Below are 24,858 nucleotides of genomic sequence, written 5' to 3' on the forward strand. Positions count from 1 at the left end.
GCTCTAGAGAGGGCGGTCGCTCTCCAGAGCCTCGTGGGTGAGCCGCAGCGCGCGGCTGGACCGCTCGAACGTGCGCTGCGCCACGCAGACGAACAGGCAGTCGACCACCACGAGCTGGCTGATCCTGGAGGCCATCGCCCCCGGCCGGAAGGTGGTCTCGCGGCCCGCGGAGACCAGGACGTGGTCGGCCAGCCGGGCGGCCGTCGAGAGCGGGTGGTTGGTGATCACCACGGTCGTGGCCCCCTCGGCCGAGGCCCGGCGCAGCGGTTCGAGCACATCGCGGCTCTCGCCGGAGTGCGAGACCGCGAGGAAGACGTCGCCCGGCCCGAGCAGCACCGCGCTGGTGAGCGCGGACTGCGAGTCGCCGTGCGCGTGGCACGGCCGCCCGATACGGGCCAGCTTCTGCTGGAGGTCCTGGGCGACCAGGCCCGACGCGCCGACTCCTGCGATGTGCAGCTGGCCGCCGCCGCACACGGCTCTGACAGCCTGGTCCAGCTCGACCGGATCGAGCTGGCTCGCGGTCTCCTGGACGGCCTGCGACTCGGTGTGGACGATCTTGCCGATGACGTCCGCAGCCGAGTCCTCGGGGGTGATGCCGGCGCTGAGCGTGGAGCGCGGCGCCTGCCGCGCGGCGGACGCGGCGAGGGCGAGCCGCAGTTCGGGGTATCCGGCGAAACCGAGTGCGCGAGCGGTGCGCACGATCGACGACTCGCTGGTCCCGGCGAGTGCGCTGAGTTCGGAGATGGTACTGCGGGCGACCTGCGCCGGGTCCTCCACGATCAGCGAGGCGATCCGGGCCGCGGCGGGGGTGAGCGAGGGCAGCAGCCCCCGCACCATGGCGGTGAGCGCGTCGGCCGAGTCACTGGACGCAGTGGCGTCCCATGATCGGTCGGTCAATGACTCCTCAACTATTTGGTACACGGCATCAAGGATGCACCGCGAAACGCCCTTCTGGGACCCAGGGGAGCGGAATTCCGCACTCCGGCCGGAACCCGCCGGACGGCCGCCCCCGGGCGTACCTGTCACACGTCCGGGTGACAATGGGCGGGTGAGCGCCGCACCGTCACTCCTGGAACCGCAGCCGCCGTCGCCGCTGACCGAGGTCGCCGACGAGCGGCTCGCCCGGCACGGTGTGCGGCTGCTGCTCAAGCGGGACGACCTGATCCACCCGGAGCTGCCGGGCAACAAATACCGCAAACTGCGGCTCAATCTCGCCGCCGCCGCCGAGGCGGGCCACGGCACCCTGCTGACCTTCGGCGGCGCCTACTCCAACCACCTGCGGGCGGTCGCGGCGGCGGGCCGGCTGCTGGGGCTGCGCACGGTCGGGGTGGTGCGCGGCGAGGAGCTGGCGGACCGCCCGCTGAACCCCTCGCTGGCCAGGGCCGCGGCCGACGGCATGCGGCTGGACTTCGTCGACCGGGCGACGTACCGCCGCAAGACCGAGCCCGCGGTGCTGGCGTCACTGCTGGCCCGGCACGGCCGCGCGTACGTCCTGCCGGAGGGCGGGTCGAACACGGCGGCGGCCGTGGGCTGCGCGGACCTGGGCCGCGAACTGCGGGGCGCCGCCGACGTGGTGGCGGTGGCGTGCGGCACGGGCGGCACGCTCGCGGGGCTGGCCGCGGGCCTCGCGGACGGGCCGGGGCAGGGCGCCGAGGCGATCGGCTTCCCGGTGCTGCGCGGGGGCGCGTTCCTGGCCGCCGACGTGCTGCGGCTCCAGGAGCTGGCCTTCGGGGGGCGCCGGGGGAACTGGCGGCTCGACGACCGCTTCCACCACGGCGGCTTCGCCAGGACCAGCCCAGCCCTGGAGGAGTTCGCCGCCGACTTCGGGCGGCGGCACGGCCTGGACCCGGAAAGGGTCTACGTGGCGAAGATGCTGCACGGCGTGGTGACGCTGGCCGGCGCCGGCGCCTTCCCGGCCGGCACCCGGGTGGCCGCGGTGATCACCGGATGACGTGCCCCTGTGCGCCCCTTACGCCGGTCACACCGTCCGACCGTAACCTGATGGCATGATCCGCGCCGCGACCCCCGCCGACCTGCCGCTCCTGCACGCCCTGATCCGTGAACTCGCCGACTACGAGCGGGCGCTGGCGGACGCGCAGGCCACCGAGGAGCAGCTGCGTACCGCGCTGTTCGGCGCCGATCCGGTGGCGCACGCGCTGATCGCGGCCGACGACACCACCGGCGAGCCGGCCGGTTTCGCCCTGTGGTTCCGCAACTTCTCCACCTGGACCGGCACGCCCGGGCTGTATCTGGAGGATCTGTACGTACGCCCGCAGGCGCGCGGGGCCGGCCACGGCAAGGCCCTGCTGGCCGCGCTCGCGGCGATCTGCGTGGAGCGCGGCTGGTCGCGTTTCGAGTGGTCGGTGCTGGACTGGAACGAGAAGGCGCTGGCCGTCTACCGCTCGATCGGCGCCCTGCCGCAGGACGAGTGGACCGTGCAGCGCCTGACCGGCCCCGCTCTTGAGAAGCTGGCCGGGCAGGCGGGGAAAGGTGCCGGCAGCGCCGCGCCGCGGCCCGGTCGGACAACCTGACGAATTCGCATGCGAATGGAGAACCCGCCGCGCGACCCACGGTCCGTGCCCATGCGCTTACCATGGGTGACAGGACGGAATCGCTTCCGGCCCCTGCAAGGCCCGCGGACCGGTTCGCCCATGGCGGCGACCGTGCTCCGTCCGGGCGACATCAGGGCGCGGATCGCGATAGCGTCGCTGCGAACCAGAGCAATCACTGTGTGCCACCTTGGAGGTGAGGGTGTCCCAGAGCGCAGGCGAGCCCGGGTCGAAGGACTTCGTCGAGGTCCGGCTGCCCGCGGCGGGGGCGTATCTGTCGGTCTTGCGGACGGCCACGGCCGGTCTCGCGGCCCGATTGGACTTCACCCTCGACGAAATCGAGGATCTGCGGATCGCCGTGGACGAGGCATGCGCGATCCTGCTGCAGCAGGCCGTGCCCGGCAGCGTGCTGAGCTGTGTGTTCCGGCTGGTCGGGGATTCGCTGTGGGTGACGGTTGCGGCGCCCACCACCGACGGCCGCGCACCGGAGCGCGACACCTTCGCCTGGACGGTGCTCTCCGCACTGGCCGGCGAGGTGGACTCCACCGTGGCCGAGGACAAGACGGTCAGCATCAGTCTGCACAAGAAGCGCGGCGCTGTTCCAGGGCTGTCGTGAGGATCGCGGACAGGGCGGCGCCGCCGCCGACGTCGTCAGGGTCAGCGCGTCCCGGCCCACCCGCGGGCCGGTGACGGTACAACCGTGCAGGAAGACGGGGAATCGCCATGAGTGCTGAGCTGTCCCGGGGGGAGAACCCCGGCACACCCGCGGAGCACGACGTGCCCGCGGTGCGCGGTCGCGCCTCCGTACCCGCCCAGCAGCCGGACCCCTCGGGTCCGGCCGGGCGGCCGCAAGCGGCAGGCGACGCGGCCAGGCCCCATCCCGAACCCGTGGGCGGGCAGACCCCAGGGGACGCATTGGACGCGGCGGAGCAGGCGAAGACGATGGAGCAGCAGCCGGCACAGCACCCGCAAGAGCAGCCGGGACAGCGGGCGGAGGAGCCACCGGCGGAAGAACCGGAGCAGTCGCCGGAGGACAGGCAGGCCGGGACCGCAGACGCCGCCGAGCCGGCCGAGGAGCGGCCGGCGGTGCACGACCCGCACGACCGGGCCGGCGCGCGGGCGCTCTTCGTCGAGCTGAGCAAGCTGCCCGACGGCTCGCCCGAGCGGGCCGAGCTGCGCAACCAGCTGGTCAGGATGCATCTGCCGCTGGTCGAGCACCTGGCCCGGCGGTTCCGCAACCGCGGCGAGCCGCTGGACGACCTCACCCAGGTCGCCACGATCGGGCTGATCAAGTCCGTGGACCGCTTCGACGTCGACCGCGGGGTGGAATTCTCCACGTACGCCACCCCGACGGTGGTCGGCGAGATCAAACGTCACTTCCGTGACAAGGGCTGGGCGGTACGGGTGCCGCGCCGCCTCCAGGAGCTGCGGCTCGCCCTCACCACCGCGACCGGTGAGCTGTCCCAGCGGCACGGCCGCGCCCCGACCGTCCACGAGCTGGCCGAGCACCTCAAGATCTCCGAGGAGGAGGTCCTCGAAGGCCTGGAGTCCGCGAACGCGTACAGCACGCTGTCGCTGGACGTGCCCGACACCGACGACGAGTCGCCGGCCGTCGCCGACACCCTCGGCTCCGAGGACGAGGCGCTGGAAGGCGTCGAATACCGCGAATCCCTCAAGCCGCTGCTCGAACAGCTGCCGCCCCGGGAGAAGACGATCCTGCTGCTGCGGTTCTTCGGGAACATGACCCAGTCGCAGATCGCGCAGGAGGTCGGCATCTCCCAGATGCACGTCTCCCGCCTTCTCGCCCGCACCCTGGCGCAGCTGCGCGACAAGCTCCTGATCGAGGAGTAACCGCTCCCCGGGGCGGGACAGCCGGGTCGGGGCAGGTCAGGGGGTGGTGGTGCGGCGGATGCCGAGTGCGTCGGTGGTCGACGGGTGGACCAGCAGGACCAGCCCTGCGATCGCGAGGGCGCCGAGGAAGACACCGCCCCCGACCACCGCCCCCGAGGAGTGCAGCATCGTCCAGGCGATCGGCAGCGCAAGCAGCTGCATGATCAGCGCGGGCCCGCGGCTCCAGCGCCGCGCCTTGCGCAGCCCGTGGGCCGCGGCCAGCGGCAGCGCCGCCAGGACCAGCACCGTCAGCCCCGCGAGCACCGCGTTGTGGCTGTCGGTGAAGAACATCGTGACGCCCCACGCGGCGACCGCGAGCCCTTCGAGGCCGGCGATGGCCGCGGCCCCGATCAGCCGCGGGGTCGGCCGCCCGGCCGGTGCGGCGGCGGGCGCCCCGCTGGAGGCCGCGGCGGACGTCGCGGCGGCGGCGGAAGGCTCGGGCGAGGGGTCGCGGGGGCTCTGGCTCACACCACTCAGCGTAGCCCGATGCGAAAAAGCGTAGGTACGCTATCGGGCATGCGTGCTCTTCTCGTCGTCAATCCTGCCGCGACCACCACCAGCGCGCGGGTCCGTGACGTGATCAGCACCGCACTGGCCAGTGATCTGAAGCTGGAGGTCGCGACCACCGAATACCGCGGGCACGCGCGGGACCTGGCGCGCCGGGCGGTGGAGGGCGGCGAGGTCGAACTCGTGGTCTCCCTCGGCGGCGACGGCACCGTCAACGAGATCGTCAACGGCCTGCTGCACCACGGCCCCGACCCCGACCGGCTGCCGCAGCTCGCCGTGGTGCCCGGCGGGTCGACGAACGTCTTCGCCAGGGCCCTGGGGCTGCCCAACGACGCCGTGGAGGCCACCGGCGCCCTGCTGGACGCCCTGCGCGCCGGATCGTCGCGTACGGTCGGCCTGGGCCTGGTGAGCGGCACGCCCGGCACCGAGGACGAGGGGGTGCCCGACCGGTGGTTCACCTTCTGCGCGGGGCTCGGCTTCGACGCCGGGGTGGTCGGGCGGGTGGAGCAGCAGCGGGAGTTGGGCAAACGTTCGACGCATGCGCTGTATCTGCGCCAGGTGGCCCGGCAGTTCGTCGCCGACCAGCACCGCAGGCACGGCACGATCACGCTGGAGCGCCCCGGCGAGGAGCCGGTGGCCGGGCTGATGACGGCGATAGTGTGCAACACCGCGCCATGGACGTATCTGGGCAACCGGCCGGTGTACGCCTCCCCCGACGCGTCCTTCGACACCGCCCTTGACCTGCTGGGTGTCAGTAAGATGTCCACCTTGTCGGGCACGCGTTACGCGGCGCAGCTGCTCCGTTCCACTCCGGAGCGGGGGCCTCGCGGCAAGCACACGGTGGCCCTGCACGATCTGACGGACTTCACCTTGCAATCGCAGGCCGCATTGCCGTTCCAGGTGGACGGTGACCACCTGGGGCTGCGTACGAGCGCGAGCTTCACAGGCGTACGCCGTGCACTGCGTGTGATTGTGTAAGTCGAAGAGCCTAAAGTCCTTTTACTCGAACGTTTAGGCTGCCCTGCACCCCATGGAAGTACGGCTGTGATTGAGGCGACACCGAGGAATCAAAAAAAACTTTCCTGAAGGGGTTGTATCTCCCGCCGAGGTTTGCGAGTCTCTAGGTGGCGATCGGGACGGCCGACCAACCGGCCCCCTTGAGAGCCCGAATCTTCCACCTCACACCTGCGGGACTGCACCAGTGAAGACTGGGTGGCGTCCCGTTCGCTGTGAAGGGATTCGTGAAAGCGTTCACATTCACAAGCAACGTGCTTGTCACACAAGGAGTTGGAGCAGCCATGGACTGGCGTCACCGCGCCGTTTGCCGCGAGGAAGACCCCGAGCTCTTCTTCCCCATCGGCAACACCGGTCCTGCGCTGCTGCAGATCGAGGAAGCAAAGGCCGTCTGCCGCCGCTGCCCCGTCATGGAGCAGTGCTTGCAGTGGGCACTGGAGAGCGGCCAGGACGCCGGTGTCTGGGGTGGCCTCAGCGAGGACGAGCGTCGCGCAATGAAGCGCCGCGCCGCCCGCAACCGGGCCCGCAACGCCAGCGCCTGACAGGCGCCTTCCTACCGAGCCGCAGCGCGCAGCACCTGTCACACGCGCAGCACACAGCATCCGAAGGCCCCCGTACCAATGACGGTACGGGGGCCTTCGCGTATCCGCGTCCGGCGCGAACTCTCAGCTCGCCAGGGGCAGTTCGAGAACCACCCGGGTGCCGCGGACCGGGGCGGGCAGCATGTCGAAGGTGCCGCCCAACTCGCCGACGACCAGGGTGCGGACGATCTGCAGGCCGAGATTGCCGGCCTGCTGGGCGTCGAAGCCGGGCGGCAGGCCGCGGCCGTCGTCCTGGACGGTGATGGTGATCAGCTCCCGGCCGCGGGTCGCGGTGATGTCCACGCTGCCCGACTCGCCGGGACCGAAGCCGTGTTCGAGGGCGTTCTGCAGCAGTTCGGTGAGCACCATCGACAGCGGGGTGGCGATCTCCGCGGTGAGGATGCCGAACCGGCCGCCGCGCCGGGCGGTGACCCGGCCGGGTGAGATCTCGGACACCATCGCCAGCACCCGGTCGGCGATCTCGTCGAACTCGACCCGCTCGTCCAGAGTCTGAGACAGCGTCTCGTGCACGATGGCGATCGAGCCGACCCGGCGTACCGCCTCCTCCAGCGCCTCACGGGCGCTGTCGGAGTCCATCCGGCGGGCCTGGAGCCGCAGCAGGGCCGCGACCGTCTGGAGGTTGTTCTTCACCCGGTGGTGGATCTCCCGGATGGTGGCGTCCTTGGTCATCAACTCCCGTTCGCGCCGCCGCAGTTCGGTGACGTCGCGGAGCAGCACCAGGGAGCCGGTGTGGACGCCCTTGGGCTTGAGCGGGATCGCGCGCAGCTGGATGACGCCGTCGCCGCCCTCGACCTCGAACTCCCGCGGCGCCCAGCCGCTGGCCAGCTTGACCAGCGCCTCGTCCACCGGGCCGCGGGCGGGGGCGAGTTCGGCGGTGGCCTTGCCCAGGTGGTGGCCGACCAGGTCGGCGGCGAGGCCGAGCCGGTGGTAGGCGGACAGCGCGTTGGGGCTGGCGTACTGCACGATTCCGTCGGCGTCGAGCCGGATCAGCCCGTCGCCGGCCCGCGGCGAGGCGTCCATGTCGACCTGCTCGGCAGGGAAGGGGAAGGCGCCGGCCGCGATCATCTGGGCGAGGTCGCTGGCGCTCTGCAGATAGGTGAGCTCCAGCCGGCTCGGCGTGCGGACGGTCAGCAGGTTGGTGTTGCGGGCGATCACCCCGAGCACCCGGCCGTCCCGGCGCACCGGGATGGACTCGACCCGCACCGGCACCTCCTCGCGCCACTCCGGGTCGCCCTCCCGGACGATCCGGCCCTCGTCGAGCGCCGCGTCCAGCAGTGGCCGCCGACCGCGCGGCACCAGGTGCCCCACCATGTCGTCCTGGTACGAGGTCGGCCCGGTGTTGGGGCGCATCTGGGCGACCGAGACATAGCGCGAGCCGTCCCGGGTGGGCACCCACAGCACCAGATCCGCAAAGGACAGGTCGGAGAGCAGTTGCCACTCCGAGACCAGCAGATGGAGCCATTCGAGGTCGGAGGCGTCGAGCGCGGTGTGCTCGCGGACGAGGTCGTTCATGGAGGGCACGTCTGCGAGCGTACCCGTCGGCCCGAGGGGGGTGCGCGACGCGCGGTTTACGGGCACTATTTGTTCGGGCCGGGTACGAACATCCGTGGCCCACCCATGGACAACGACTAATGGTCTAGTCCACAATGGCTCCATACAAGACCTCCGGGCTCCCCGCACAGGAGCGCGGACCGAGGCGAGGCGTTCTCTGCCCTGACTACGCCGCCGCCTCGTGGTCGGCCCCTATCGGGCCTGCGGGGACCGCACACCCCGCCGGCCACGGGCGCCGACATCAGCTCCGGGCTGCGGTGCTGGAGAGGCTGAGGGTCCTCTCCCGGCACCGCGGCCCGAAGTGACAGGCCTCTTTCCGCCGGCAACCCGCCGCCGGGCTCCCCAGGCTTCGTCCGGGGACCCCTGCCCGGCGCGCCCTTCGGCTCCCCGGCCCCGGCGGACCCCAGGGAAAGCGTCGGCGAGCCGCCACGCCCCTGCTTCTGCGGCCTTCGCCATCGCAGGGAAATCCGGTTCGGCCGCCGGCCGCGACGATCCCCCGGTCCATGACCGTTTCTGCCGCCCCTGCCCCGGGGCGGCCCGGGGGCAGGGGTGCCCACCTGGTAGATTGGTCTATACCACACTCACCTCTCCAGAACGGCAGGCCCAGCGTGGAAGTTGTCATCGTCCCGGACGCCGCGGCAGGCGGCGACATCATCGCGGAGGCCATGGCCGCGCTGCTCCGCCGCAAGCCGGACGCGCTGCTCGGCGTGGCCACCGGTTCCACTCCGCTGCCCGTCTACACAGCCCTCGCCGCCAGGGTGCACGACGGTGCGGTGGACGCCTCACGGGCCAGGGTCTGCCAGCTGGACGAGTACGTGGGCCTACCCACCGGCCACCCGGAGTCGTACCGCTCGGTCGTACTGCGCGAAGTCGTCGAACCGCTCGGCCTGTCCCCCGAGTCCTTCATGGGTCCCGACGGTGCCGCCGACGACGTGCAGGCCGCGTGCGAGGCCTACGACGCCGCGCTCGCCGCCGCCGGCGGGGTCGATCTCCAGCTGCTCGGCATCGGCACGGACGGGCACATCGGCTTCAACGAGCCCTGCTCGTCGCTCGCCTCCCGCACCAGGATCAAGACGCTCACGGAGCAGACCCGGATCGACAACGCCCGCTTCTTCGGCGGTGACATCGCGGCGGTGCCGCACCACGTCATCACGCAGGGCATCGGCACGATCCTCGAGGCCCGGCACCTGGTGCTGCTCGCGACCAGTGAGGGCAAGGCGGAGGCGGTCGCGGCGACCGTCGAGGGGCCGGTCTCGGCGGTTGTTCCGGCGTCGGCGCTGCAGTTGCACGCGCATGCGACGGTGATCGTGGACGAGGCGGCTGCCTCGAAGCTGAAGCTTGCGCCGTACTTCCGGGCCACCTACGCCTCCAAGCCCGCCTGGCAGGGGCTCTAGCCCCGACCAGGCGCTCTTGCGGCGGTGCCGCCGCTCCGGGGGTACGTGTCACCATCCGGGGCGGTGGCTGCCCGTCTCCCCACGACGGTTCGCCGCGGCTTGTCGCGCGGTTCCCCGCGCCCCTGGAGGGCTGCCCCTTGCGGAGGCCTGTCGCATGCCGCGCCGTCGTGGCTGCGCGCGCAGTTCCCCGCGCCCCCGGGGTGGTGACCGCCGTGGCCACACGACGGCTTCGTCGTGGCTGCGCGCGCAGTTCCCCGCGCCCCCGGGGGCTGCCCTCCACGGCGGAGGACGAGGACCGTAGGGGCGCGGGGAACCGCGCGACAAGGCGAGGACGGTGGGGCCGACAGGCAGCGCGCCGCACGGGGCGCTCACCCAGCGGCGCCGTCGGCCGCAGGCGGACCGCCGGTGCGCGGGGCAGCCGCCCGCGGCGGCACCGCGGGCCCGGGGCGCACCGTACCCCGGTGGTGACCGTACAGACCTCGTCCGGGGTCAGCGAGCCGTGACGATCGCCTCGGCCGCGGCCTCACCGCAGACGCGCGCGGCGCCGTGCGTGGCGACGTGGAGGGAGCCGCACGGCGGGGCCTGCGGGACGCCCATCTCGACGACGACCGTGTCGGGCCGCGCGGCCACGAGGCCGCTCAGCGCCTCGGCCATCCACCCGTGCCGGTGCACGTCGCGGACCACGGCGACGATCCGCCGACCGCCGGCCGCGCCGAGCACGCCCGCGAGGAAGTCGGGCCCGCCCGCGTCCGCCGCGCGGAACGTCGCCGTCTCGGTGCCGGCCAGCAGCCGTTCCAGCTCGGCTGCCACGCCCCACGGCGTGTCCTCGCCGACCGCGATGTTGGCCACCGGCGTGAACGCGGCCACGTACGGCGCTGAGTCCAGTGCCGCGAAGCCGGGCGCGCGGGTCACCCGCAGCGCCCGCCTGGCGGCTTCGAGGCCGACCTCGGAGGCGGAGCCGAAGCCGTCGGAGGATGCGGGGCCGGGTGCGGTCCCCTCCGCTGCACCCGGCCGCCGGTCGGCCGCCCAGGCGGCCAGCTCGCGGACCCGGGCCGCGGCGTCGGCGAGCCGCTCGCGGGAGAGGTCCCCGGAGCCGACGGCGGCCACGATCGCGTCGCGCAGCGCATGGACGGTCTGCTCGTCGGCGAGGCCGCCGCCGACGCAGATCGCGTCGGCCCCGGCGGCCAGCGCCATGACGGTGCCGCGCTCGATGCCGTACGTGGCGGCGATCGCCTGCATCTCGATGCCGTCGGTGACGATGAGGCCGTCGTAGCCCAGGCCGCCGTTCTCGCGCGGCGCGCGCAGCAGGCCGGTGAGCGCGGCGGCGCTCAGCGTCGCGGGCAGGTCGGGGTCGAGCGCGGGCACCAGGATGTGCGCGCTCATCACGACCTTGGTCCCGGCCGCCAACGCGGCCCGGAAGGGCACGAGTTCGCGGGCGTGCAGCGTCGCGAGGTCCACGTCGATACGCGGCAGCGCGTGGTGCGAGTCGGTGGCGGTGTCGCCGTGGCCCGGGAAGTGCTTGACGCACGCGGCGACCCCGGCGGACTGGAGGCCCTCGACGTAGGCGGCGGTGTTGCGGGCCACGAGGTCGGGGTCGGCGCCGAAGGAGCGGACCCCGATGACCGGGTTGTCCGGGTCGGAGTTGACGTCGGCGGACGGCGCCCAGTTGAGGTTCACCCCGCATTCGGCGAGCCGGCGGCCGAGTTCGGTGGCGACCGCGCGGGTCAGCTTCACGTCGTCGACCGCGCCGAGCGCGAGGTTGCCGGGGAAGGAGGAGCCGCCGCGTGCCTCAAGGCGGGTGACGTCGCCGCCCTCTTCGTCGGCCGCGACCAGCACATCGGACCGTACCGCCCGCAACTGGGCCGTGAGCGCGGCCAGCTGCTCGGGCGATTCGATGTTGCGGGCGAACAGCGCCACCGCGCCGAGGCCTTCGGCGAGCTGCCGCAGCAGCCACTCGGGCGCTGTGGTGCCGACGAAACCGGGCTGCAGGACGGTCAGCGCGTCGCGGACCAGGAGTTCCGCAGGCGTGTCGGTGGAAATGACGGTCATCCCTTCACCGCCCCGGCCGTGAGGCCGGCGGCCATCTTGCGCTGGACGAGCAGGAACAGGATCACCACGGGGATACCCATCATCGTGGACCCGGCCATCATCGGCGCGTACTCGGTTCCGTGCTGGGTGGTGAAGGAGCCCAGCCACACGGTGGCGGTCTGGTGGTCCTGGCTCATCACCAGCAGGGCGTAGAGGAACTCGTTCCACGCCTGGATGAAGCCGTAGATGGAGGTGGCGACCAGGCCGGGGGCCAGCAGCGGGAAGACCACCCGCATGAAGGCGCCGGTGCGGCTGCAGCCGTCCACCATGGCGGCTTCCTCCAGCTCCTTGGGGATGTTGACGATGAAGCCGCGCAACGTCCAGACGGTGAAGGGCAGGATGAAGGTCAGGTACGTCAGGACCAGGCCCGACAGCTTGTCGATCTGGTGGATCTGGTTGAGCAGCAGGAAGACCGGGATGATCATCGCGACCAGCGGCACCATCTGCACGGTCAGGATGCCGACGATGACGACCTTGCGGCCCCGGAAGGCGAAGCGGGAGATGGCCAGCGCCGCGAGCAGCCCGATGACCGCGCCGATCACCACGGTGCTGGCGCTGACGATGAGGCTGCGCTCGACCGGGCCCCAGAAGTCGCTGATGTTCAGCGCCCGGCGGAAGTTCTCCAGCGAGACCGGCAGCGGGAAGAAGTGCGGGTGCGGGTCGATGGCGTCCTTGGCCGGTTTGAACGCCGTGTTGATCATCCAGTAGACCGGGAAGGCGGTCATCGCGAAGACCACCAGGCCCAGCAGGTTCCAGCCCAGTTTGGTGTTGCGGCGGCGGCGGTTCACCGCGTCCAGCCGTGTGGGGGCGGCGGTCGGCCGCGAGGTCAGCGCGCTCATTCCACCTCTCCGATCTTCAGCATCTGCCGCATGTACACCGCGACCACACCGAGCAGCAGCAGCACGGTGAGCAGGGCGATGGCGGATCCGGTGGCGTAGTCGTTGACGCCGAACGCCTTCTCGTACGAGTAGGTGGTGAGCAGCTGGAACTCGGGTTCGGGGTGGCCGCCGCGCATCAGCCACACCTGGGCGAAGACGCCCATGTCCCAGATCACCGACAGGGTCGTCATCATCACGACCAGCGGCTTGATGATCGGGAAGGTCACGTAGCGGAAGACCCCGAAGGCGTCGGCGCCGTCCAGCCTGGCCGCCTCCTCCAGCTCCTTGGGGACCTGGGTGAGGCCGGCGCTGAGGGTGATCACCACGAACGGGATCGCGCCCCAGACCACTTGGAGCATGATCACGCCCAGCCCCTCGGGGCCGGACGCGAACCAGTTGTGGCCGCTGTAGTCGACGCCCGGCAGCTGGCTGAGCGTCCAGTTGACGACGCCGTAGTCACTGTCGAACATCCACTTGAAGACGGTGACGGCGACCACCACCGGCATCGCCCAGCTGGCGACCAGGGCGATGTTGATCAGGGTGCGGACCCAGCCGGAGACCCGCTGGAGCAGCAGGGCGACCAGCATGCCGATCACCATGGTGAGCAGCACCGCGCTCGCCGCGAACAGCACGGTCCTGACCACGACCGACCAGAACTCGTGGTCGGTGAGGATGGCCTGGTAGTTGTCGAAGCCGACCCAGGTGGCCGGTTTGAAGCCCCACAGCTGGGGCTTCTTGTAGTCCTGGAAGGACAGCGTGCCCAGCTTGATCAGCGGGTAGCCGAGGACGAGCACCAGGACGAGGATGCAGGGCGCCAGCAGCAGCCAGGGCGTGAGCGTCCGGCCGAGCTTGACCCTGCGGCCGCGTGACGCGGCGCGGGCTCTCCCGGGGCCGCGCCCGGGAGGTGATGAGTGCCGCGGCGGCGGCACCTTGGTGGTGGTGGTATCAGCGGCACTCATCACGTGCTCCTCAGCGGTCCCGGTCTACGTTGCGAGGCTGGTCAGTTCTTGACGTTGAGGACCTTGTCCATCGCGGCGTCCGCGTCCTTGGCGGCCTGCTCGACGGACTTCTTGCCGGTGGCGATGTCCTGCAGCATGGTCTGCATGGTCTGCGCCTTCTCGACGGTGCCCCAGCCCGGTGCGGTCGGCACGAACCAGCTCACCTCGGCGGCGGTGGCGGTGACCGCGGACGCCGGGTCGGCCTTGAGGGTGGCCAGCTGCGTGTTGTTGTTGGGCAGGTTGCCCTTGCCCATCAGGGTGGTCTGAGCCTGGGTGTTGGTGAAGTCGTTGATCCACTCGGACGCCAGGTCGGCGTTCTTCGACTTGGACGGGACCGCCAGGTCGGAGCCGCCGAGGAAGACCGGGAGGGCCTTGCCGGACGGGCCGGGCATCACGAAGTTGACCAGGTTGTCCTTGATCTTGCCGCCGGTCTTGTCGAACTTCGGGTCGGCCGCGGAGGGGGCCTCCCAGCCGGGGGCGTAGATCATGGCCGACTTGCCCTGGCCGTAGACGATGTAGCGGTCGGACTCGTCCTTGGTGAGGTCGCCGTGCATGTACTTGCCGACGGCGTCCTTCCACGCGGTGAGGCCCTTGATCGCCTCGGGGGACTCCAGGCTGCCCTTCCACTGGCCGCCGTCCTGCTTGGCGATGGCGCCGCCGGCGTCGTAGACGAAGGACAGGCCGGCGTACCAGTCACGCGAGGGCTGGTACCAGGCGTTGAACTTCGGGCCCTCCTTGGCCTGGATCTTGTCCAGGTCGGCGGTCAGCTCGGTCCAGTTCTTCGGGGCGGCGGTGACACCGGCCGCAGCGGCGATGTCCTTGCGCCAGGTGGCGATACGGGCGGCGGCGTAGTACGGCACACCGTAGGTCTTGCCGTCGTAGGACACCGACTGCTTGAGGGCGTCCAGCCACGCGCCGGAGTTGTCGAACTTCGAGGTGTCCAGCTCGGCGAAGGCGCCCTCCGCCATGTAGGGCACCATCTCGCTGTTGCCCATCTCGACGACGTCGGGCGCCTTGTCGGTGGCGAGCACGGCGTCGAGCTTGGCGTTCTTGTCCGGCCACGCGTAGTACTCGTGCTTGACCTTCAGACCCGGGTGCTTGGCGACGATCGCGTCGTCGGCGGCCTTCACCAGTTCCGGCCAGTTGTGCTGCGCGTCCACCGTCAGCCACACAGTGATGGACGAGGCGGTCGCGGCGGACGTCTTGCCGGCGTCACCGGCCTTGTTGTCGTCCTTCTTGTCAGATCCACACGCCGCAATACCGACGATCATTGTCGCGACGCCGATTGCCGCGATGAGCTTGCGCTTCACGCCACCCTCCTCAGGATGCCCGAAACTCCCCCCACCGCCCGAAATGCCGGCCGCCGCGTGAGACACGTACGGCCGAGTCCTGCTCGTGGGTCTGGGATTGGTCGTTAATGGTTTAGACCAGTACCGGGAGCTTGGCCTAGACCTTTAGGGGTGTCAAGGGTGTATAAGAACACCCGTCGGGTCTGTTATCGGACCGACACCTGAGGGGGACCACACCCCCCGCCGCCTCTCTCCCGCAGGGCCGCGCGTGCCACCATGTGAGCCGCGATCAACGGAGGAGCCGGTGACGGCAGCACGACAGCAGTCGGGAGTAAACGTCATGGAGAGCGACGCGGTCACCAGCGCGGAGACGACGGCGGGCGGCGCCGCGGGCCGCACCGCCCGGGTGCCCAAGTACTACCGGCTCAAGCGGCACCTGCTGGACATCACGCAGACGATGCCGCCCGGCACCCCGGTCCCGCCGGAACGCACCCTGGCCACCGAGTTCGACACCTCCCGCACCACCGTCCGGCAGGCGCTGCAGGAACTGGTGGTCGAGGGCCGGCTCGAACGCATCCAGGGCAAGGGCACCTTCGTAGCCAAGCCCAAGGTCTCGCAGGCCCTGCAACTCACCTCGTACACCGAGGACATGCGTGCCCAGGGCCTGGAACCCACGTCCCAGCTGCTGGACATCGGCTACATCACCGCGGACGACCGGCTGGCCGGGCTGCTGGACATGAAGACCGGCGGCCGGGTGCTGCGGATCGAGCGGCTCCGGCTGGCCAATTCCGAGCCGATGGCGATCGAGACCACCCACCTGTCGGCCAAGCGCTTCCCCGCGCTGCGCCGCAGCCTGGCGAAGTACACCTCGCTGTACACCGCGCTGGCCGAGGTCTACGACGTGCGGCTGGCCGAGGCCGAGGAGACCATCGAGACGTCGCTGGCCACCCCGCGCGAGGCGGGCCTGCTGGGCACCGACGTCGGCCTGCCGATGCTGATGCTCTCCCGGCACTCGATCGACACCACCGGCGAACCGGTGGAGTGGGTGCGCTCGGTCTACCGCGGCGACCGCTACAAGTTCGTGGCCAGGCTCAGCCGGCCGATCGACTGAACCGCCGCCCGCGGAAGCGGTGTCGGCGCGTACGGGCCGCCGGGTCACCCGACCGGCTGACCCGGCGGCCGATCCGTGCACGGGTAGTGACGACCGCCGGTAACCTCCCCTAGATTTCCGCATCACACACGTCGCTCTAGGGGACGGGAGCACCACTCATGACGGAAGCACCACCGGACCCGCGGCCACCGGTCGTCACCCCCACCCGGGTGGTGGCCGCGCTGTGCCTGCTCGCCCCGTTCGTCGCCCTGCTGTGGGTGGACTCCTACTCACGCCTGACGCCGGCCTTCATCGGCATCCCGTTCTTCTACTGGTACCAGATCGCCTGGGTGCCGGTCACCGCCGCGCTCACCTCGGTCGCGTACGCGCTCGTACGGCGCGAGGAGCGGGCTCGCAAGGCCGGTGGGGCCAGGTGAAGGACGGCGTCAACGGCGTCGCGCTCGCCGTCTTCATCTTCTTCTTCCTGGCCGTCACGGTGCTCGGCTTCCTCGCCGCCCGCTGGCGCCGCGCCGCCGACCCGCTGCACCTGGACGAATGGGGCCTGGGCGGGCGGAACTTCGGCACCTGGGTGACCTGGTTCCTGCTCGGCGGCGACCTCTACACCGCCTACACCTTCGTCGCCGTGCCCGCCGCGATCTACGGCGCCGGCGCGGCCGGCTTCTTCGCCGTGCCCTACACGATCATCACCTTCCCGCTGGTCTTCCTCTTCCTTCCGCGGCTCTGGTCGGTCTCGCACAAGCACGGCTACGTCACCTCCTCGGACTTCGTCCGCGGGCGCTTCGGCTCCAAGAGCCTGTCGGTGGCCGTCGCGATCACCGGCATCATCGCCACGATGCCGTACATCGCACTGCAACTGGTCGGCATCCAGGCCGTCCTGGACGTGATGGGCGTCGGCGGCAGCGACTCCACGAACTGGTTCGTCAAGGACCTGCCGCTGCTGATCGCCTTCGGCGTGCTCGCCGCCTACACCTACTCCTCGGGGCTGCGGGCGCCGGCGCTGATCGCCTTCGTCAAGGACGCGCTGATCTACATCGTCATCGCGGTCGCCATCATCTACATCCCGTACAAGCTCGGCGGCTTCGACGACATCTTCAGCAAGGCGGGCGCCGCCTACGCGGTCAAGAACCCCGCCACCGGCGCGCCCCGCGGCTCGCTGGTGACCGGGCCGCAGGCCCAGTGGGCGTACGCCACGCTGGCGATGGGCTCGGCGATGGCGCTCTTCCTCTACCCGCACTCCGTGACGGCCGTGCTGTCCAGCAGGAGCCGCGACACGATCCGCCGCAACATGACGATACTGCCGCTGTATTCGCTGATGCTCGGCCTGCTGGCGCTGCTCGGCTTCATGGCACTCGCGGCCGGCGTCGGCGGCGGCATCAAGGGCTACAACGCCCAACTCGCCATCCCGCAGCTGTTCGAGAACATGTTCCCCTCGTGGTTCGCCGGGGTCGCCTTCGCGGCGATCGGCATCGGGGCACTGGTGCCCGCCGCCATCATGTCCATCGCGGCGGCGAACCTCTTCACCCGCAACATCTACAAGGACCTGATCAAACCGGACGCCACGCCCGCGCAGGAGACCGCGGTCTCCAAGATCGTCTCGCTGGTGGTGAAGGTCGGCGCGCTCGTCTTCGTCCTCACCATGGACAAGACGGTGGCGATCAACTTCCAGCTGCTGGGCGGGATCTGGATCCTCCAGACGCTCCCGGCGATCGTCGGCGGGCTGTTCACCCGCTGGTTCCACCGCTGGGCGCTGCTGGCCGGCTGGGCGGCCGGCATGGGCTACGGGACGTGGAAGGCGTACCAGCAGTCCAGCCCGACGCAGTCGCACTTCGGCGGGAGTTCGGACATGATCCCGTGGATCGGGGAGAAGGGCTACATCGGCCTGACCGCCTTCGTCCTCAACATCGGCATCGCGGTCGTCCTCACGCTGGCGCTGCGCGCGCTCAAGGCCCCGGCGGGCGTGGACGAGACCGTCCTGGCGGACTACACGACCGACTCGGACCCGACCCCGCCCGGGCCCGTCGACCCCTCCCCCGGCACCACCCCCGGCCTGCCGGAACCGGCCGGCGCCTAGGGCCTCCTACCCGGAAGGGAGGTCCGGGCTGCGGAAGGTGCGGCGGTAGGCCTGCGGTGTGGTGCCGGTCCACCGGGAGAAGTGGTGCCGCATGGTCGCGGCATTCCCGAATCCGGCCCGCACCGCCACGGAGTCGACCGTCGCGTCGGTGCCTTCGAGGAGTTCGCGGGCCAGCAGCACCCGCTGGCCCAGCAGCCAGCGGTACGGCGTCGTGCCGGTCTCCTGCTGGAAGCGGCGTGCGAAGGTGCGCGGTGACATGTGGGCGCGGGCGGCCAGCTCCTCGACTGTGGCGTCCCGGTCGAGGTGCCGCTCCATCCAGGAGAGCACGCCGGTGACGGTGTCGCTGGTGGCCCGGGGCAGCGGCCGGGCCACATACTGCGCCTGGCCGCCGTCCCGGTGCGGCGGTACGACCATCCGGCGCGCGATGCCGTTGGCGACGGCGGTGCCCTGCTCCTTGCGCACCAGGTGCAGGCACGCGTCGATGCCCGCAGCGGTGCCGGCCGAGGTGACGACCCCGGTGTCGTCCACGTAGAGCACGTCCGGCTCCACCCGGGCCGCGGGGAAGCGGGCGGCCAGCTCGTCCGTGTGCCGCCAGTGCCCCGCGCACCGCCTGCCGTCGAGCAGGCCCGCCGCGCCCAGCACGAAGACCCCGGAGCACACGCTCAGCACCGTCGCCCCGCGCTCCACGGCCCGCTGGAGCGCCCGCAGGACGTCCGGCGGGAACTCCCTCACGAGCAGGGCGTCCGCGGACGGTACGGCGACGAGGTCGGCCTCGTCCAGGCGGTCGAGGTCTTCCGAGGCGACCACGTCGAAGCCGGCGTGGGTGCGGAGCCTGGGGCCCTCCGCCGAGACGACCGCGAAGTCGTAGCCGGGCAGTCCCTCAGCGGTCCTGTCGAGCCCGAAGACCTCGCACACCACACCGAGTTCGAAGGGGTGGACCCCGTCGAACAGCACCACGGCGACGTTCTGCAGCATGCTCCGAGCATCGCACGTGGCAGGATGTTGCGGTAGTACGGCAGTGCTGCCACTGTTCGAAAGACAGCACCATCGCGACCATTGACTCATGACAGTTCTCCTGGACATCTCCGCACTGCTCGCCCTGGCCCTCGCCCTGACCTTCGTGCCCCTCATGGGCCACCGCACCGACGTCCGCATCACCCGCGAGATCCGCGCCGCGGAGCGCGGCGAAGCGCCCCCGAGGCCGCCGCGACAGGCCGTTCCGGCAAGGGAGGACAGGACTGTGCGGTACTGAACGACCCTTACCACGACACAACATGTGGGCGTCACTCAGCGACCCGGCACTAGATGTATGCTCAACTTCGCTGCCCGCAGGGGAAGCCGGTGCGAATCCGGCGCTGCCCCGCAACGGTGAGCGGTGGCGCGCCCGCGCGCCCCGCACAGCCCGATCGCCTGCCGGCAGCCGGCGCCCGCACGGTCGGAAGACCGGCGTGCGCCGACGAGTCCGGGCCTCGCGGATCGGGTCTGCGGACGCGGTCCGGCATGCCCGCACGCATGCCCGCGACCCCCTCCGCCCCTCCCCCGCACGGCCGCCGCCGCGTACGAGGGAGACCGCACCACCGTGACCATCGCGCCCGAAGCCCCCGCCACCACCGGGGATTCACCCGTAGCCGCGCCCGACAGCACCGACAGCGCCGGCGCCGGCCTGCTGCGTACCCTCGTCGCGCTCTGTGCCGACCTGCCCGACACCGACCCGGGCCGGGTCGCCGCCGCCGCGCTGCGCGGACGCAGCGGCGGCGCCGACGGCGCCGAGCTGCGGACGCTGGCCGTGGAGGCCGCCGCCGGGCTGATCTCGGAGGACCCGGCGTACTCGCGGCTGGCGGCCCGGCTGCTGGCGCTCGCCATCACCGAGGAGGCCGCGTCCCAGGGCGCGGTGTCCTTCGCCGCCTCCATCGCGGTGGGCCACCGCGAGGGCCTGGTCGCCGACCGTACGGCCGACTTCGTCGTACGCCACGCGGGCCGGCTCGACGCGCTGGTCGACCGGGCGCTCGCCGACCGTGCCGACGACCGCTTCGGCTACTTCGGCCTGCGCACCGTCTACAGCCGCTACCTGCTGCGGCACCCGCTGACCCGCAAGGTCATCGAGACCCCGCAGCACTTCATGCTGCGGGTCGCCGCCGGGCTCGCCGAGGACGACTCGGCCCCCGCGGTGGACCAGGTCGCCGCGCTCTACCGGCTGATGAGCGCCCTGGAATACCTGCCCAGCTCGCCGACCCTCTTCAACTCCGGTACGCGGCACCCGCAGATGTCGTCCTGCTACCTGCTGGACTCGCCGCTGGACGAACTGGACTCCATCTACGAGCGCTACCAGCAGGTGGCGCGGCTGTCGAAGCACGCCGGCGGCATCGGCCTGCCCTACTCCCGCATCCGCGCCCGCGGTTCGCTGATCCGCGGCACCAACGGGCATTCCAACGGCATCGTCCCGTTCCTGAAGACCCTCGACGCCTCGGTCGCGGCGGTCAACCAGGGCGGCCGGCGCAAGGGCGCCGCCGCGGTCTACCTGGAGACCTGGCACGCCGACATCGAGGAGTTCCTCGAACTGCGGGACAACACCGGCGAGGACGCCCGCCGCACCCACAACCTCAACCTCGCGCACTGGGTCCCCGACGAGTTCATGCGCCGGGTCGACAGCGACGCCGACTGGTCGCTGTTCTCGCCCGCCGACGTGCCGCAGCTGGTGGACCTGTGGGGCGACGACTTCGACACGGCCTACCGCGCGGCCGAGGCGGCCGGCCTGGCGCAGCGCACGATCCCGGCCCGCGAGCTGTACGGGCGGATGATGCGCACCCTGGCGCAGACCGGCAACGGCTGGATGACCTTCAAGGACGCCGCCAACCGCACCGCCAACCAGACCGCGCTGCCCGGCCACACCGTGCACTCCTCCAACCTGTGCACGGAGATCCTGGAGGTCACCGACGACTCCGAGACCGCGGTGTGCAACCTCGGCTCGGTCAACCTGAGTTCCTTCGTGACGCCGGACGGCGACCTCGACTGGCAGCGGCTCGACGAGACCGTGCACACCGCGGTGACCTTCCTGGACCGGGTCGTCGACATCAACTTCTACCCGACGCGGGAGGCGGGCCGCTCCAACGCGAAGTGGCGGCCGGTCGGCCTGGGCGTGATGGGCCTCCAGGACGTCTTCTTCAAGCTGCGGCTGCCGTTCGCCTCCGCCGAGGCCCGCGCGCTGTCCACGAAGATCGCCGAGCGCGTCATGCTCGCCGCCTACGAGGCCTCCTGCGACCTGGCCGAGCGCAACGGCCCGCTGCCCGCCTGGGACCGGACCCGTACGGCCGCGGGTGTGCTGCACCCCGACCACTACGGCGTCGCATTCCACTGGCCCGAGCGCTGGGCAGCGCTGCGCGGGCGGATCGCCGCGACCGGGATGCGCAACGCGCTGCTGCTGGCCATCGCCCCGACCGCGACCATCGCCTCCATCGCCGGGTCGTACGAGTGCATCGAGCCGCAGGTGTCCAACCTCTTCAAGCGCGAGACGCTGTCGGGCGAGTTCCTCCAGGTCAACTCCTACCTGGTGGCCGAGCTCAAGCAGCTCGGGGTGTGGGACGCGCAGAGCCGGGAGGCGCTGCGCGAGGCCAACGGCAGCGTGCAGGGCTTCAGCTGGATCCCGGCCGAGGTGCGCGAGCTGTACCGCACCGCGTGGGAGCTGCCTCAGCGCGCGCTGATCGACATGGCCGCGGCCCGTACCCCGTACCTGGACCAGAGCCAGTCGCTGAACCTGTTCCTGGAGACGCCCACCATCGGCAAGCTCTCCTCGATGTACGCCTACGCCTGGAAGCAGGGCCTCAAGACCACGTACTACCTGCGGTCCCGCCCGGCCACCCGGATCGCCCGCGCCGCCCAGGCCGCCGTACCCGGACCGCTGAACGTCCCCGCGACCGCCGACGCCGACGCGATCGCCTGCTCCCTGGAAAACCCCGAGTCCTGCGAGGCCTGCCAGTAATGACCACCGCCAGCACCCCTGTGGTGAAGAACCTGCTCGACCCGGGCTTCGAACTGACCCTGCGGCCCATGCGCTACCCGGACTTCTACGAGCGCTACCGCGACGCGATCAAGAACACCTGGACGGTGGAGGAGGTCGATCTGCACTCCGACGTCTCGGACCTGGCCAGACTCACCGCGGGCGAGCAGCACATGATCGGCCGCCTGGTGGCCTTCTTCGCCACCGGAGACTCGATCGTCTCCAACAACCTGGTGCTCACCCTCTACAAGCACATCAACTCCCCCGAGGCGCGGCTCTACCTGTCCCGCCAGCTCTTCGAGGAGGCCGTGCACGTCCAGTTCTATCTGACGCTGCTCGACACGTACCTGCCCGATCCCGCCGACCGGGCCGCCGCCTTCGACGCCGTCGAGGAGATCCCGTCGATCCGCGAGAAGGCGCAGTTCTGCTTCCGCTGGATGGCCAACTTCGACGGGCAGGGGGCCGAGAAGATCGACCGTCTCGAATCCCGCGAGGACCGCCGCCGCTTCCTGCTCAACCTGATCTGCTTCGCCGCCTGCATCGAGGGGCTCTTCTTCTACGGAGCCTTCGCCTACGTCTACTGGTTCCGCTCGCGCGGGCTGCTGCACGGGCTGGCCACCGGCACCAACTGGGTGTTCAGGGACGAGACGATGCACATGAGCTTCGCCTTCGACGTGGTCGACACCGTACGCAAGGAGGAGCCCGACCTCTTCGACGACCAGTTGCAGCGGGAGGTCACCGACATGCTGCGTGAAGCGGTCGACGCCGAGCTGCAGTTCGGGCGCGACCTGTGCGGGGACGGGCTGCCCGGCATGAACACCGAGTCCATGCGGGCGTATCTGGAGTGCGTCGCCGACCAGCGGCTCGCCCGGCTGGGCTTCCCGGCCCTCTACGGGTCGCAGAACCCCTTCTCCTTCATGGAGTTGCAGGGCGTGCAGGAGCTGACCAACTTCTTCGAGCGCCGTCCCTCCGCCTACCAGGTGGCGGTGGAGGGCACGGTGGCGCTCGACGAGGACTTCTAGCCGCCCGCTGCGGGCTGGTCGTTGGGGACGGTCGCGAACTTGGGGGTGGCCTCCGCCATCTGGCGGAGGACATCCTTGCGGTCCCGCTTGGAGAGCCGGTCGATGTAGAGCCGGCCGTAGAGGTGGTCGGTCTCGTGCTGGAGGCAGCGCGCGAAGTAGCCGCTGCCCCGCACCACGACCGGGTTGCCGTGCAGGTCCTGGCCGCGGACCACCGCGTAGTCCGGGCGCGGCGTCTCCATGTACGCGCCCGGAACCGACAGGCAGCCCTCGTTCGAGTCGTCCAGCTGCCGCTTGGCCGCGGGCAGGTCCTCCAGCACCGGGTTGCACAGGGTGCCGACGTGGCGGACGCCGTCGTCGTCGGAGCAGTCGTAGACGAACACCTTCAGGTCGACGCCGATCTGGTTCGCCGCGAGGCCGACGCCCTCGGCGGCGCGCTGGCTGGCGAACATGTCGTCCACGAGCGCGAGCAGCTCGTCGCCGAAGTCCGTGACGTCCCGGCACTCCCGGTGCAGCACCGGATTGCCCACGACGGTGATCGGGCGGGCGGTGCCGCGCTCGCGGTGGGCCAGCTCACGGGCCTCCGCGTCCGTCACGTCGTCGAGGAAGAGCTCCTCCGCAGGGGTGGGGGGCTGGTCGGTGTGCTGCTGGGACATCGGTGCCGTACGCCTTCCGGGCGGTGTGAGTGATCCGTCCAGGGTACGGCCCTCCGCCCGGCCACGTCCCCCGGTCGGCCGTCCCCGCGGCCCGCATGTGCTCCCTCGCCCCCCGGCTAGCAGACCTCTTCGAGGTCGCGCCAGGCCCGGGTGGACGGGGAGTCGGCGACCCAGCCGTCGAGCAGGCCGCGGACGAGGCCCGACGGCGCGGCGATCCCGCACTCCCGCTCGGGCGACCAGTGCTGCCCCGAGCCGTGCTCGCTCAGGTGGCTGAGGTGCCCGGGGTGCCCCGGCTCGCCGTGATCGTGCGGGTCCCGCGCCGCGGAGCCGTCGTCCGTGGGCATCCGGCTCTCGGAGCACGTGCGGCACAGCAGGCGCACCGACGAGGACCAGTCCTCGGCGGCGTAGCCGGCCTCGGCGGCGAGGCGTTCGAGGGCGTCCCGGTCGGCGGGGGCGTCCGCTTCGAGCAGGACCAGCCAGGTCGGCACCGGTGACGGCGCCCACAGCTCGATCTCGTCGAAGACCGGGTAGACCGACCCGCCGGAACCGCCCGCGGTGTCCCGCTCGCCGTGCGGCACCCCGTCGTGCAGGACGACCTCGCCCCAGCGCCGCCCCGAGGACGGCAGCGGGATGGAGAGCACCTCGACGCGGGCCGGGTCGAGCCGCCGGCCCCACACCACCTCGGCCTCGCCCTCAGGCGAGAGCCGCACGGCCGCGCTGCCCAGCGGCAGCCTCGCGGACTCCTCACCGCTGCGCGCGGCGGTGCCGGCCGGCATCCGCAGGCCGTACGCCTGCCAGGAGCGGCGGGCCAGCGGCCAGTCCTGGAGCGCGGTGGCGGCGATGCCGAGGTTCCACCAGTCGGGGGCGCCGACCGGCCGGTCCAGCAGCGCCACGGCCCGCAGCCCGGCGATCCTGGCCTGCGCCCAGTCGTGCCGGAACTTGTGCAGCAGCGCCAGGTTGTACCAGGACTCGGAAAGCCACGGCTCCAGATCGGCGGCGCGGGTCAGCAGGGCGCCCGCGTCGTCGTAGCGGCCGTCGTCGATCAGCGAGAACGCCTGGTCGGTGGCCTGCCGCCATGTGGGCGACGGCCGGTGCCGCACTCTGCCGAAGATCTTCAACGTCGTTACCCGCCTGCCCGCTCAGCCGATCACTGCCAGGACGTCGCCTTCCCGCACCACGATCACGTCCCCCGGGGGGACTCGCACCGCTGTGCGCGGGTCCCTTTCTCGTACCCCCCGCACGTCGTC

General features: G+C 71.3%; 23 protein-coding genes. 13 read left to right on the top strand and 10 right to left on the bottom strand.

Going from position 1 to position 24,858, the window contains the following annotated elements; genetic code table 11:
• Positions 1-3: 3 nt before the first annotated feature.
• Complete coding sequence (locus V7E46_RS02090; RefSeq protein WP_329174871.1) at positions 4-897, bottom strand: MurR/RpiR family transcriptional regulator; 894 nt, start codon at positions 895-897, stop codon at positions 4-6.
• A gap of 151 nt (positions 898-1,048) precedes the next feature.
• Here V7E46_RS02090 and V7E46_RS02095 point away from each other — a divergent pair, with 151 nt between their 5' ends.
• The 4 genes from V7E46_RS02095 to V7E46_RS02110 all read left to right on the top strand — a co-directional run bounded on the left by V7E46_RS02095 (position 1,049) and on the right by V7E46_RS02110 (position 4,400).
• A complete protein-coding gene (locus V7E46_RS02095; protein ID WP_333766787.1) occupies positions 1,049-1,951 on the top strand; it encodes a 1-aminocyclopropane-1-carboxylate deaminase/D-cysteine desulfhydrase in 903 nt (300 codons plus the stop codon).
• A gap of 55 nt (positions 1,952-2,006) precedes the next feature.
• Positions 2,007-2,531, top strand: a complete 525-nt coding sequence (locus tag V7E46_RS02100) for a GNAT family N-acetyltransferase (protein ID WP_333766788.1) — start codon at positions 2,007-2,009, stop codon at positions 2,529-2,531.
• 220 nt (positions 2,532-2,751) lie between these two features.
• Complete coding sequence (locus V7E46_RS02105; RefSeq protein WP_033171796.1) at positions 2,752-3,165, top strand: anti-sigma regulatory factor; 414 nt, start codon at positions 2,752-2,754, stop codon at positions 3,163-3,165.
• A gap of 107 nt (positions 3,166-3,272) precedes the next feature.
• A complete protein-coding gene (locus tag V7E46_RS02110) occupies positions 3,273-4,400 on the top strand; it encodes an RNA polymerase sigma factor SigF (RefSeq protein WP_333766789.1) in 1,128 nt (375 codons plus the stop codon).
• A gap of 36 nt (positions 4,401-4,436) precedes the next feature.
• Here the strand turns inward: V7E46_RS02110 and V7E46_RS02115 are convergent, their stop codons facing one another.
• The gene (locus tag V7E46_RS02115; RefSeq protein ID WP_333766790.1) at positions 4,437-4,907 is read right to left on the bottom strand and encodes a hypothetical protein; all 471 of its coding nucleotides are present in this window, start codon (positions 4,905-4,907) and stop codon (positions 4,437-4,439) included.
• 48 nt (positions 4,908-4,955) lie between these two features.
• Between V7E46_RS02115 and V7E46_RS02120 the strand changes: the two genes are divergently transcribed.
• Positions 4,956-5,924, top strand: coding sequence for a diacylglycerol/lipid kinase family protein (locus V7E46_RS02120; protein WP_329174884.1), 969 nt, complete (start codon positions 4,956-4,958; stop codon positions 5,922-5,924).
• Between the two features lie 320 nt (positions 5,925-6,244).
• On the top strand, positions 6,245-6,502 hold the full coding sequence (locus V7E46_RS02125) for a WhiB family transcriptional regulator (RefSeq protein WP_031520293.1): 258 nt from the start codon (positions 6,245-6,247) through the stop codon (positions 6,500-6,502).
• Positions 6,503-6,625: 123 nt separating this feature from the next.
• On the opposite strand, the gene V7E46_RS02130 is transcribed toward V7E46_RS02125, so the two are convergent.
• Entirely contained in the window at positions 6,626-8,074 is a 1,449-nt protein-coding gene (locus V7E46_RS02130; protein ID WP_333766816.1) for a sensor histidine kinase, read from the bottom strand.
• Positions 8,075-8,721: 647 nt separating this feature from the next.
• Between V7E46_RS02130 and nagB the strand changes: the two genes are divergently transcribed.
• Complete coding sequence (gene nagB, locus V7E46_RS02135) at positions 8,722-9,507, top strand: glucosamine-6-phosphate deaminase (RefSeq protein ID WP_333766791.1); 786 nt, start codon at positions 8,722-8,724, stop codon at positions 9,505-9,507.
• Positions 9,508-9,996: 489 nt separating this feature from the next.
• Here the strand turns inward: nagB and V7E46_RS02140 are convergent, their stop codons facing one another.
• The 4 genes from V7E46_RS02140 to V7E46_RS02155 are packed head-to-tail and all read right to left on the bottom strand — an operon-like array spanning position 9,997 to position 14,781.
• On the bottom strand, positions 9,997-11,556 hold the full coding sequence (locus V7E46_RS02140; protein ID WP_333766792.1) for a glycoside hydrolase family 3 protein: 1,560 nt from the start codon (positions 11,554-11,556) through the stop codon (positions 9,997-9,999).
• A complete protein-coding gene (locus V7E46_RS02145) occupies positions 11,553-12,434 on the bottom strand; it encodes a carbohydrate ABC transporter permease (protein WP_333766793.1) in 882 nt (293 codons plus the stop codon). The genes V7E46_RS02140 and V7E46_RS02145 overlap by 4 nt, the downstream gene beginning before the upstream one ends.
• Entirely contained in the window at positions 12,431-13,432 is a 1,002-nt protein-coding gene (locus tag V7E46_RS02150) for a carbohydrate ABC transporter permease (RefSeq protein WP_329174892.1), read from the bottom strand. Before V7E46_RS02150 ends, V7E46_RS02145 begins: the two co-directional genes overlap by 4 nt.
• A 41-nt stretch (positions 13,433-13,473) precedes the next feature.
• Positions 13,474-14,781 carry an extracellular solute-binding protein gene (locus V7E46_RS02155; RefSeq protein WP_333766794.1) on the bottom strand — a complete coding sequence of 436 codons (1,308 nt, stop codon included), beginning with the start codon at positions 14,779-14,781 and terminating at the stop codon, positions 13,474-13,476.
• A gap of 319 nt (positions 14,782-15,100) precedes the next feature.
• Between V7E46_RS02155 and V7E46_RS02160 the strand changes: the two genes are divergently transcribed.
• From V7E46_RS02160 to mctP, 3 genes are all read left to right on the top strand, one after another.
• Positions 15,101-15,871, top strand: coding sequence for a GntR family transcriptional regulator (locus V7E46_RS02160; protein WP_329182372.1), 771 nt, complete (start codon positions 15,101-15,103; stop codon positions 15,869-15,871).
• A 158-nt stretch (positions 15,872-16,029) separates the two neighbouring features.
• Positions 16,030-16,287 (top strand): DUF3311 domain-containing protein, encoded by a 258-nt coding sequence (locus tag V7E46_RS02165; RefSeq protein WP_333766795.1) that lies wholly within the window; start codon positions 16,030-16,032, stop codon positions 16,285-16,287.
• Positions 16,284-17,942 (top strand): monocarboxylate uptake permease MctP, encoded by a 1,659-nt coding sequence (gene mctP / locus V7E46_RS02170; RefSeq protein ID WP_333766796.1) that lies wholly within the window; start codon positions 16,284-16,286, stop codon positions 17,940-17,942. Before V7E46_RS02165 ends, mctP begins: the two co-directional genes overlap by 4 nt.
• 6 nt (positions 17,943-17,948) lie before the next feature.
• Here mctP and V7E46_RS02175 read toward each other — a convergent pair whose 3' ends face one another.
• Complete coding sequence (locus tag V7E46_RS02175; protein WP_333766797.1) at positions 17,949-18,917, bottom strand: helix-turn-helix domain-containing protein; 969 nt, start codon at positions 18,915-18,917, stop codon at positions 17,949-17,951.
• 88 nt (positions 18,918-19,005) lie between these two features.
• On the opposite strand from V7E46_RS02175, the gene V7E46_RS02180 reads away from it, so the two are divergent.
• From V7E46_RS02180 to V7E46_RS02190, 3 genes are all read left to right on the top strand, one after another.
• The gene (locus V7E46_RS02180) at positions 19,006-19,194 is read left to right on the top strand and encodes a hypothetical protein (protein WP_333766798.1); all 189 of its coding nucleotides are present in this window, start codon (positions 19,006-19,008) and stop codon (positions 19,192-19,194) included.
• A gap of 327 nt (positions 19,195-19,521) precedes the next feature.
• Positions 19,522-21,918, top strand: a complete 2,397-nt coding sequence (locus V7E46_RS02185; RefSeq protein WP_333766799.1) for a ribonucleoside-diphosphate reductase subunit alpha — start codon at positions 19,522-19,524, stop codon at positions 21,916-21,918.
• Positions 21,918-22,958, top strand: a complete 1,041-nt coding sequence (locus tag V7E46_RS02190) for a ribonucleotide-diphosphate reductase subunit beta (RefSeq protein WP_333766800.1) — start codon at positions 21,918-21,920, stop codon at positions 22,956-22,958. Before V7E46_RS02185 ends, V7E46_RS02190 begins: the two co-directional genes overlap by 1 nt.
• On the opposite strand, the gene def is transcribed toward V7E46_RS02190, so the two are convergent.
• Together def and V7E46_RS02200 are read right to left on the bottom strand one after the other, a co-directional pair.
• Complete coding sequence (def, locus tag V7E46_RS02195) at positions 22,955-23,611, bottom strand: peptide deformylase (RefSeq protein ID WP_333766801.1); 657 nt, start codon at positions 23,609-23,611, stop codon at positions 22,955-22,957. The genes V7E46_RS02190 and def overlap by 4 nt on opposite strands.
• A 116-nt stretch (positions 23,612-23,727) precedes the next feature.
• The gene (locus V7E46_RS02200; RefSeq protein ID WP_329174907.1) at positions 23,728-24,729 is read right to left on the bottom strand and encodes a tetratricopeptide repeat protein; all 1,002 of its coding nucleotides are present in this window, start codon (positions 24,727-24,729) and stop codon (positions 23,728-23,730) included.
• Between the last annotated feature and the right edge of the window lie 129 nt (positions 24,730-24,858).

Origin of the sequence: Streptomyces sp. IBSBF 2435, from assembly GCF_036815005.1 — a bacterium.
In the GTDB taxonomy this organism is placed as follows: Bacteria; Actinomycetota; Actinomycetes; order Streptomycetales; family Streptomycetaceae; genus Actinacidiphila.

Bases quoted from the DNA above. Each gene is read 5' to 3' on its own strand.
- V7E46_RS02175 (WP_333766797.1), bottom strand. From the start codon at position 18,917: ATGCTGCAGAACGTCGCCGTGGTGCTGTTCGACGGGGTCCACCCCTTC.
- V7E46_RS02150 (WP_329174892.1), bottom strand. From the start codon at position 13,432: ATGAGTGCCGCTGATACCACCACCACCAAGGTGCCGCCGCCGCGGCAC.
- V7E46_RS02120 (WP_329174884.1), top strand. From the start codon at position 4,956: ATGCGTGCTCTTCTCGTCGTCAATCCTGCCGCGACCACCACCAGCGCG.
- V7E46_RS02140 (WP_333766792.1), bottom strand. From the start codon at position 11,556: ATGACCGTCATTTCCACCGACACGCCTGCGGAACTCCTGGTCCGCGAC.
- V7E46_RS02160 (WP_329182372.1), top strand. From the start codon at position 15,101: ATGGAGAGCGACGCGGTCACCAGCGCGGAGACGACGGCGGGCGGCGCC.
- V7E46_RS02145 (WP_333766793.1), bottom strand. From the start codon at position 12,434: ATGAGCGCGCTGACCTCGCGGCCGACCGCCGCCCCCACACGGCTGGAC.
- V7E46_RS02100 (WP_333766788.1), top strand. From the start codon at position 2,007: ATGATCCGCGCCGCGACCCCCGCCGACCTGCCGCTCCTGCACGCCCTG.
- V7E46_RS02190 (WP_333766800.1), top strand. From the start codon at position 21,918: ATGACCACCGCCAGCACCCCTGTGGTGAAGAACCTGCTCGACCCGGGC.
- V7E46_RS02165 (WP_333766795.1), top strand. From the start codon at position 16,030: ATGACGGAAGCACCACCGGACCCGCGGCCACCGGTCGTCACCCCCACC.
- V7E46_RS02125 (WP_031520293.1), top strand. From the start codon at position 6,245: ATGGACTGGCGTCACCGCGCCGTTTGCCGCGAGGAAGACCCCGAGCTC.
- V7E46_RS02180 (WP_333766798.1), top strand. From the start codon at position 19,006: ATGACAGTTCTCCTGGACATCTCCGCACTGCTCGCCCTGGCCCTCGCC.
- V7E46_RS02130 (WP_333766816.1), bottom strand. From the start codon at position 8,074: ATGAACGACCTCGTCCGCGAGCACACCGCGCTCGACGCCTCCGACCTC.
- V7E46_RS02110 (WP_333766789.1), top strand. From the start codon at position 3,273: ATGAGTGCTGAGCTGTCCCGGGGGGAGAACCCCGGCACACCCGCGGAG.
- def (WP_333766801.1), bottom strand. From the start codon at position 23,611: ATGTCCCAGCAGCACACCGACCAGCCCCCCACCCCTGCGGAGGAGCTC.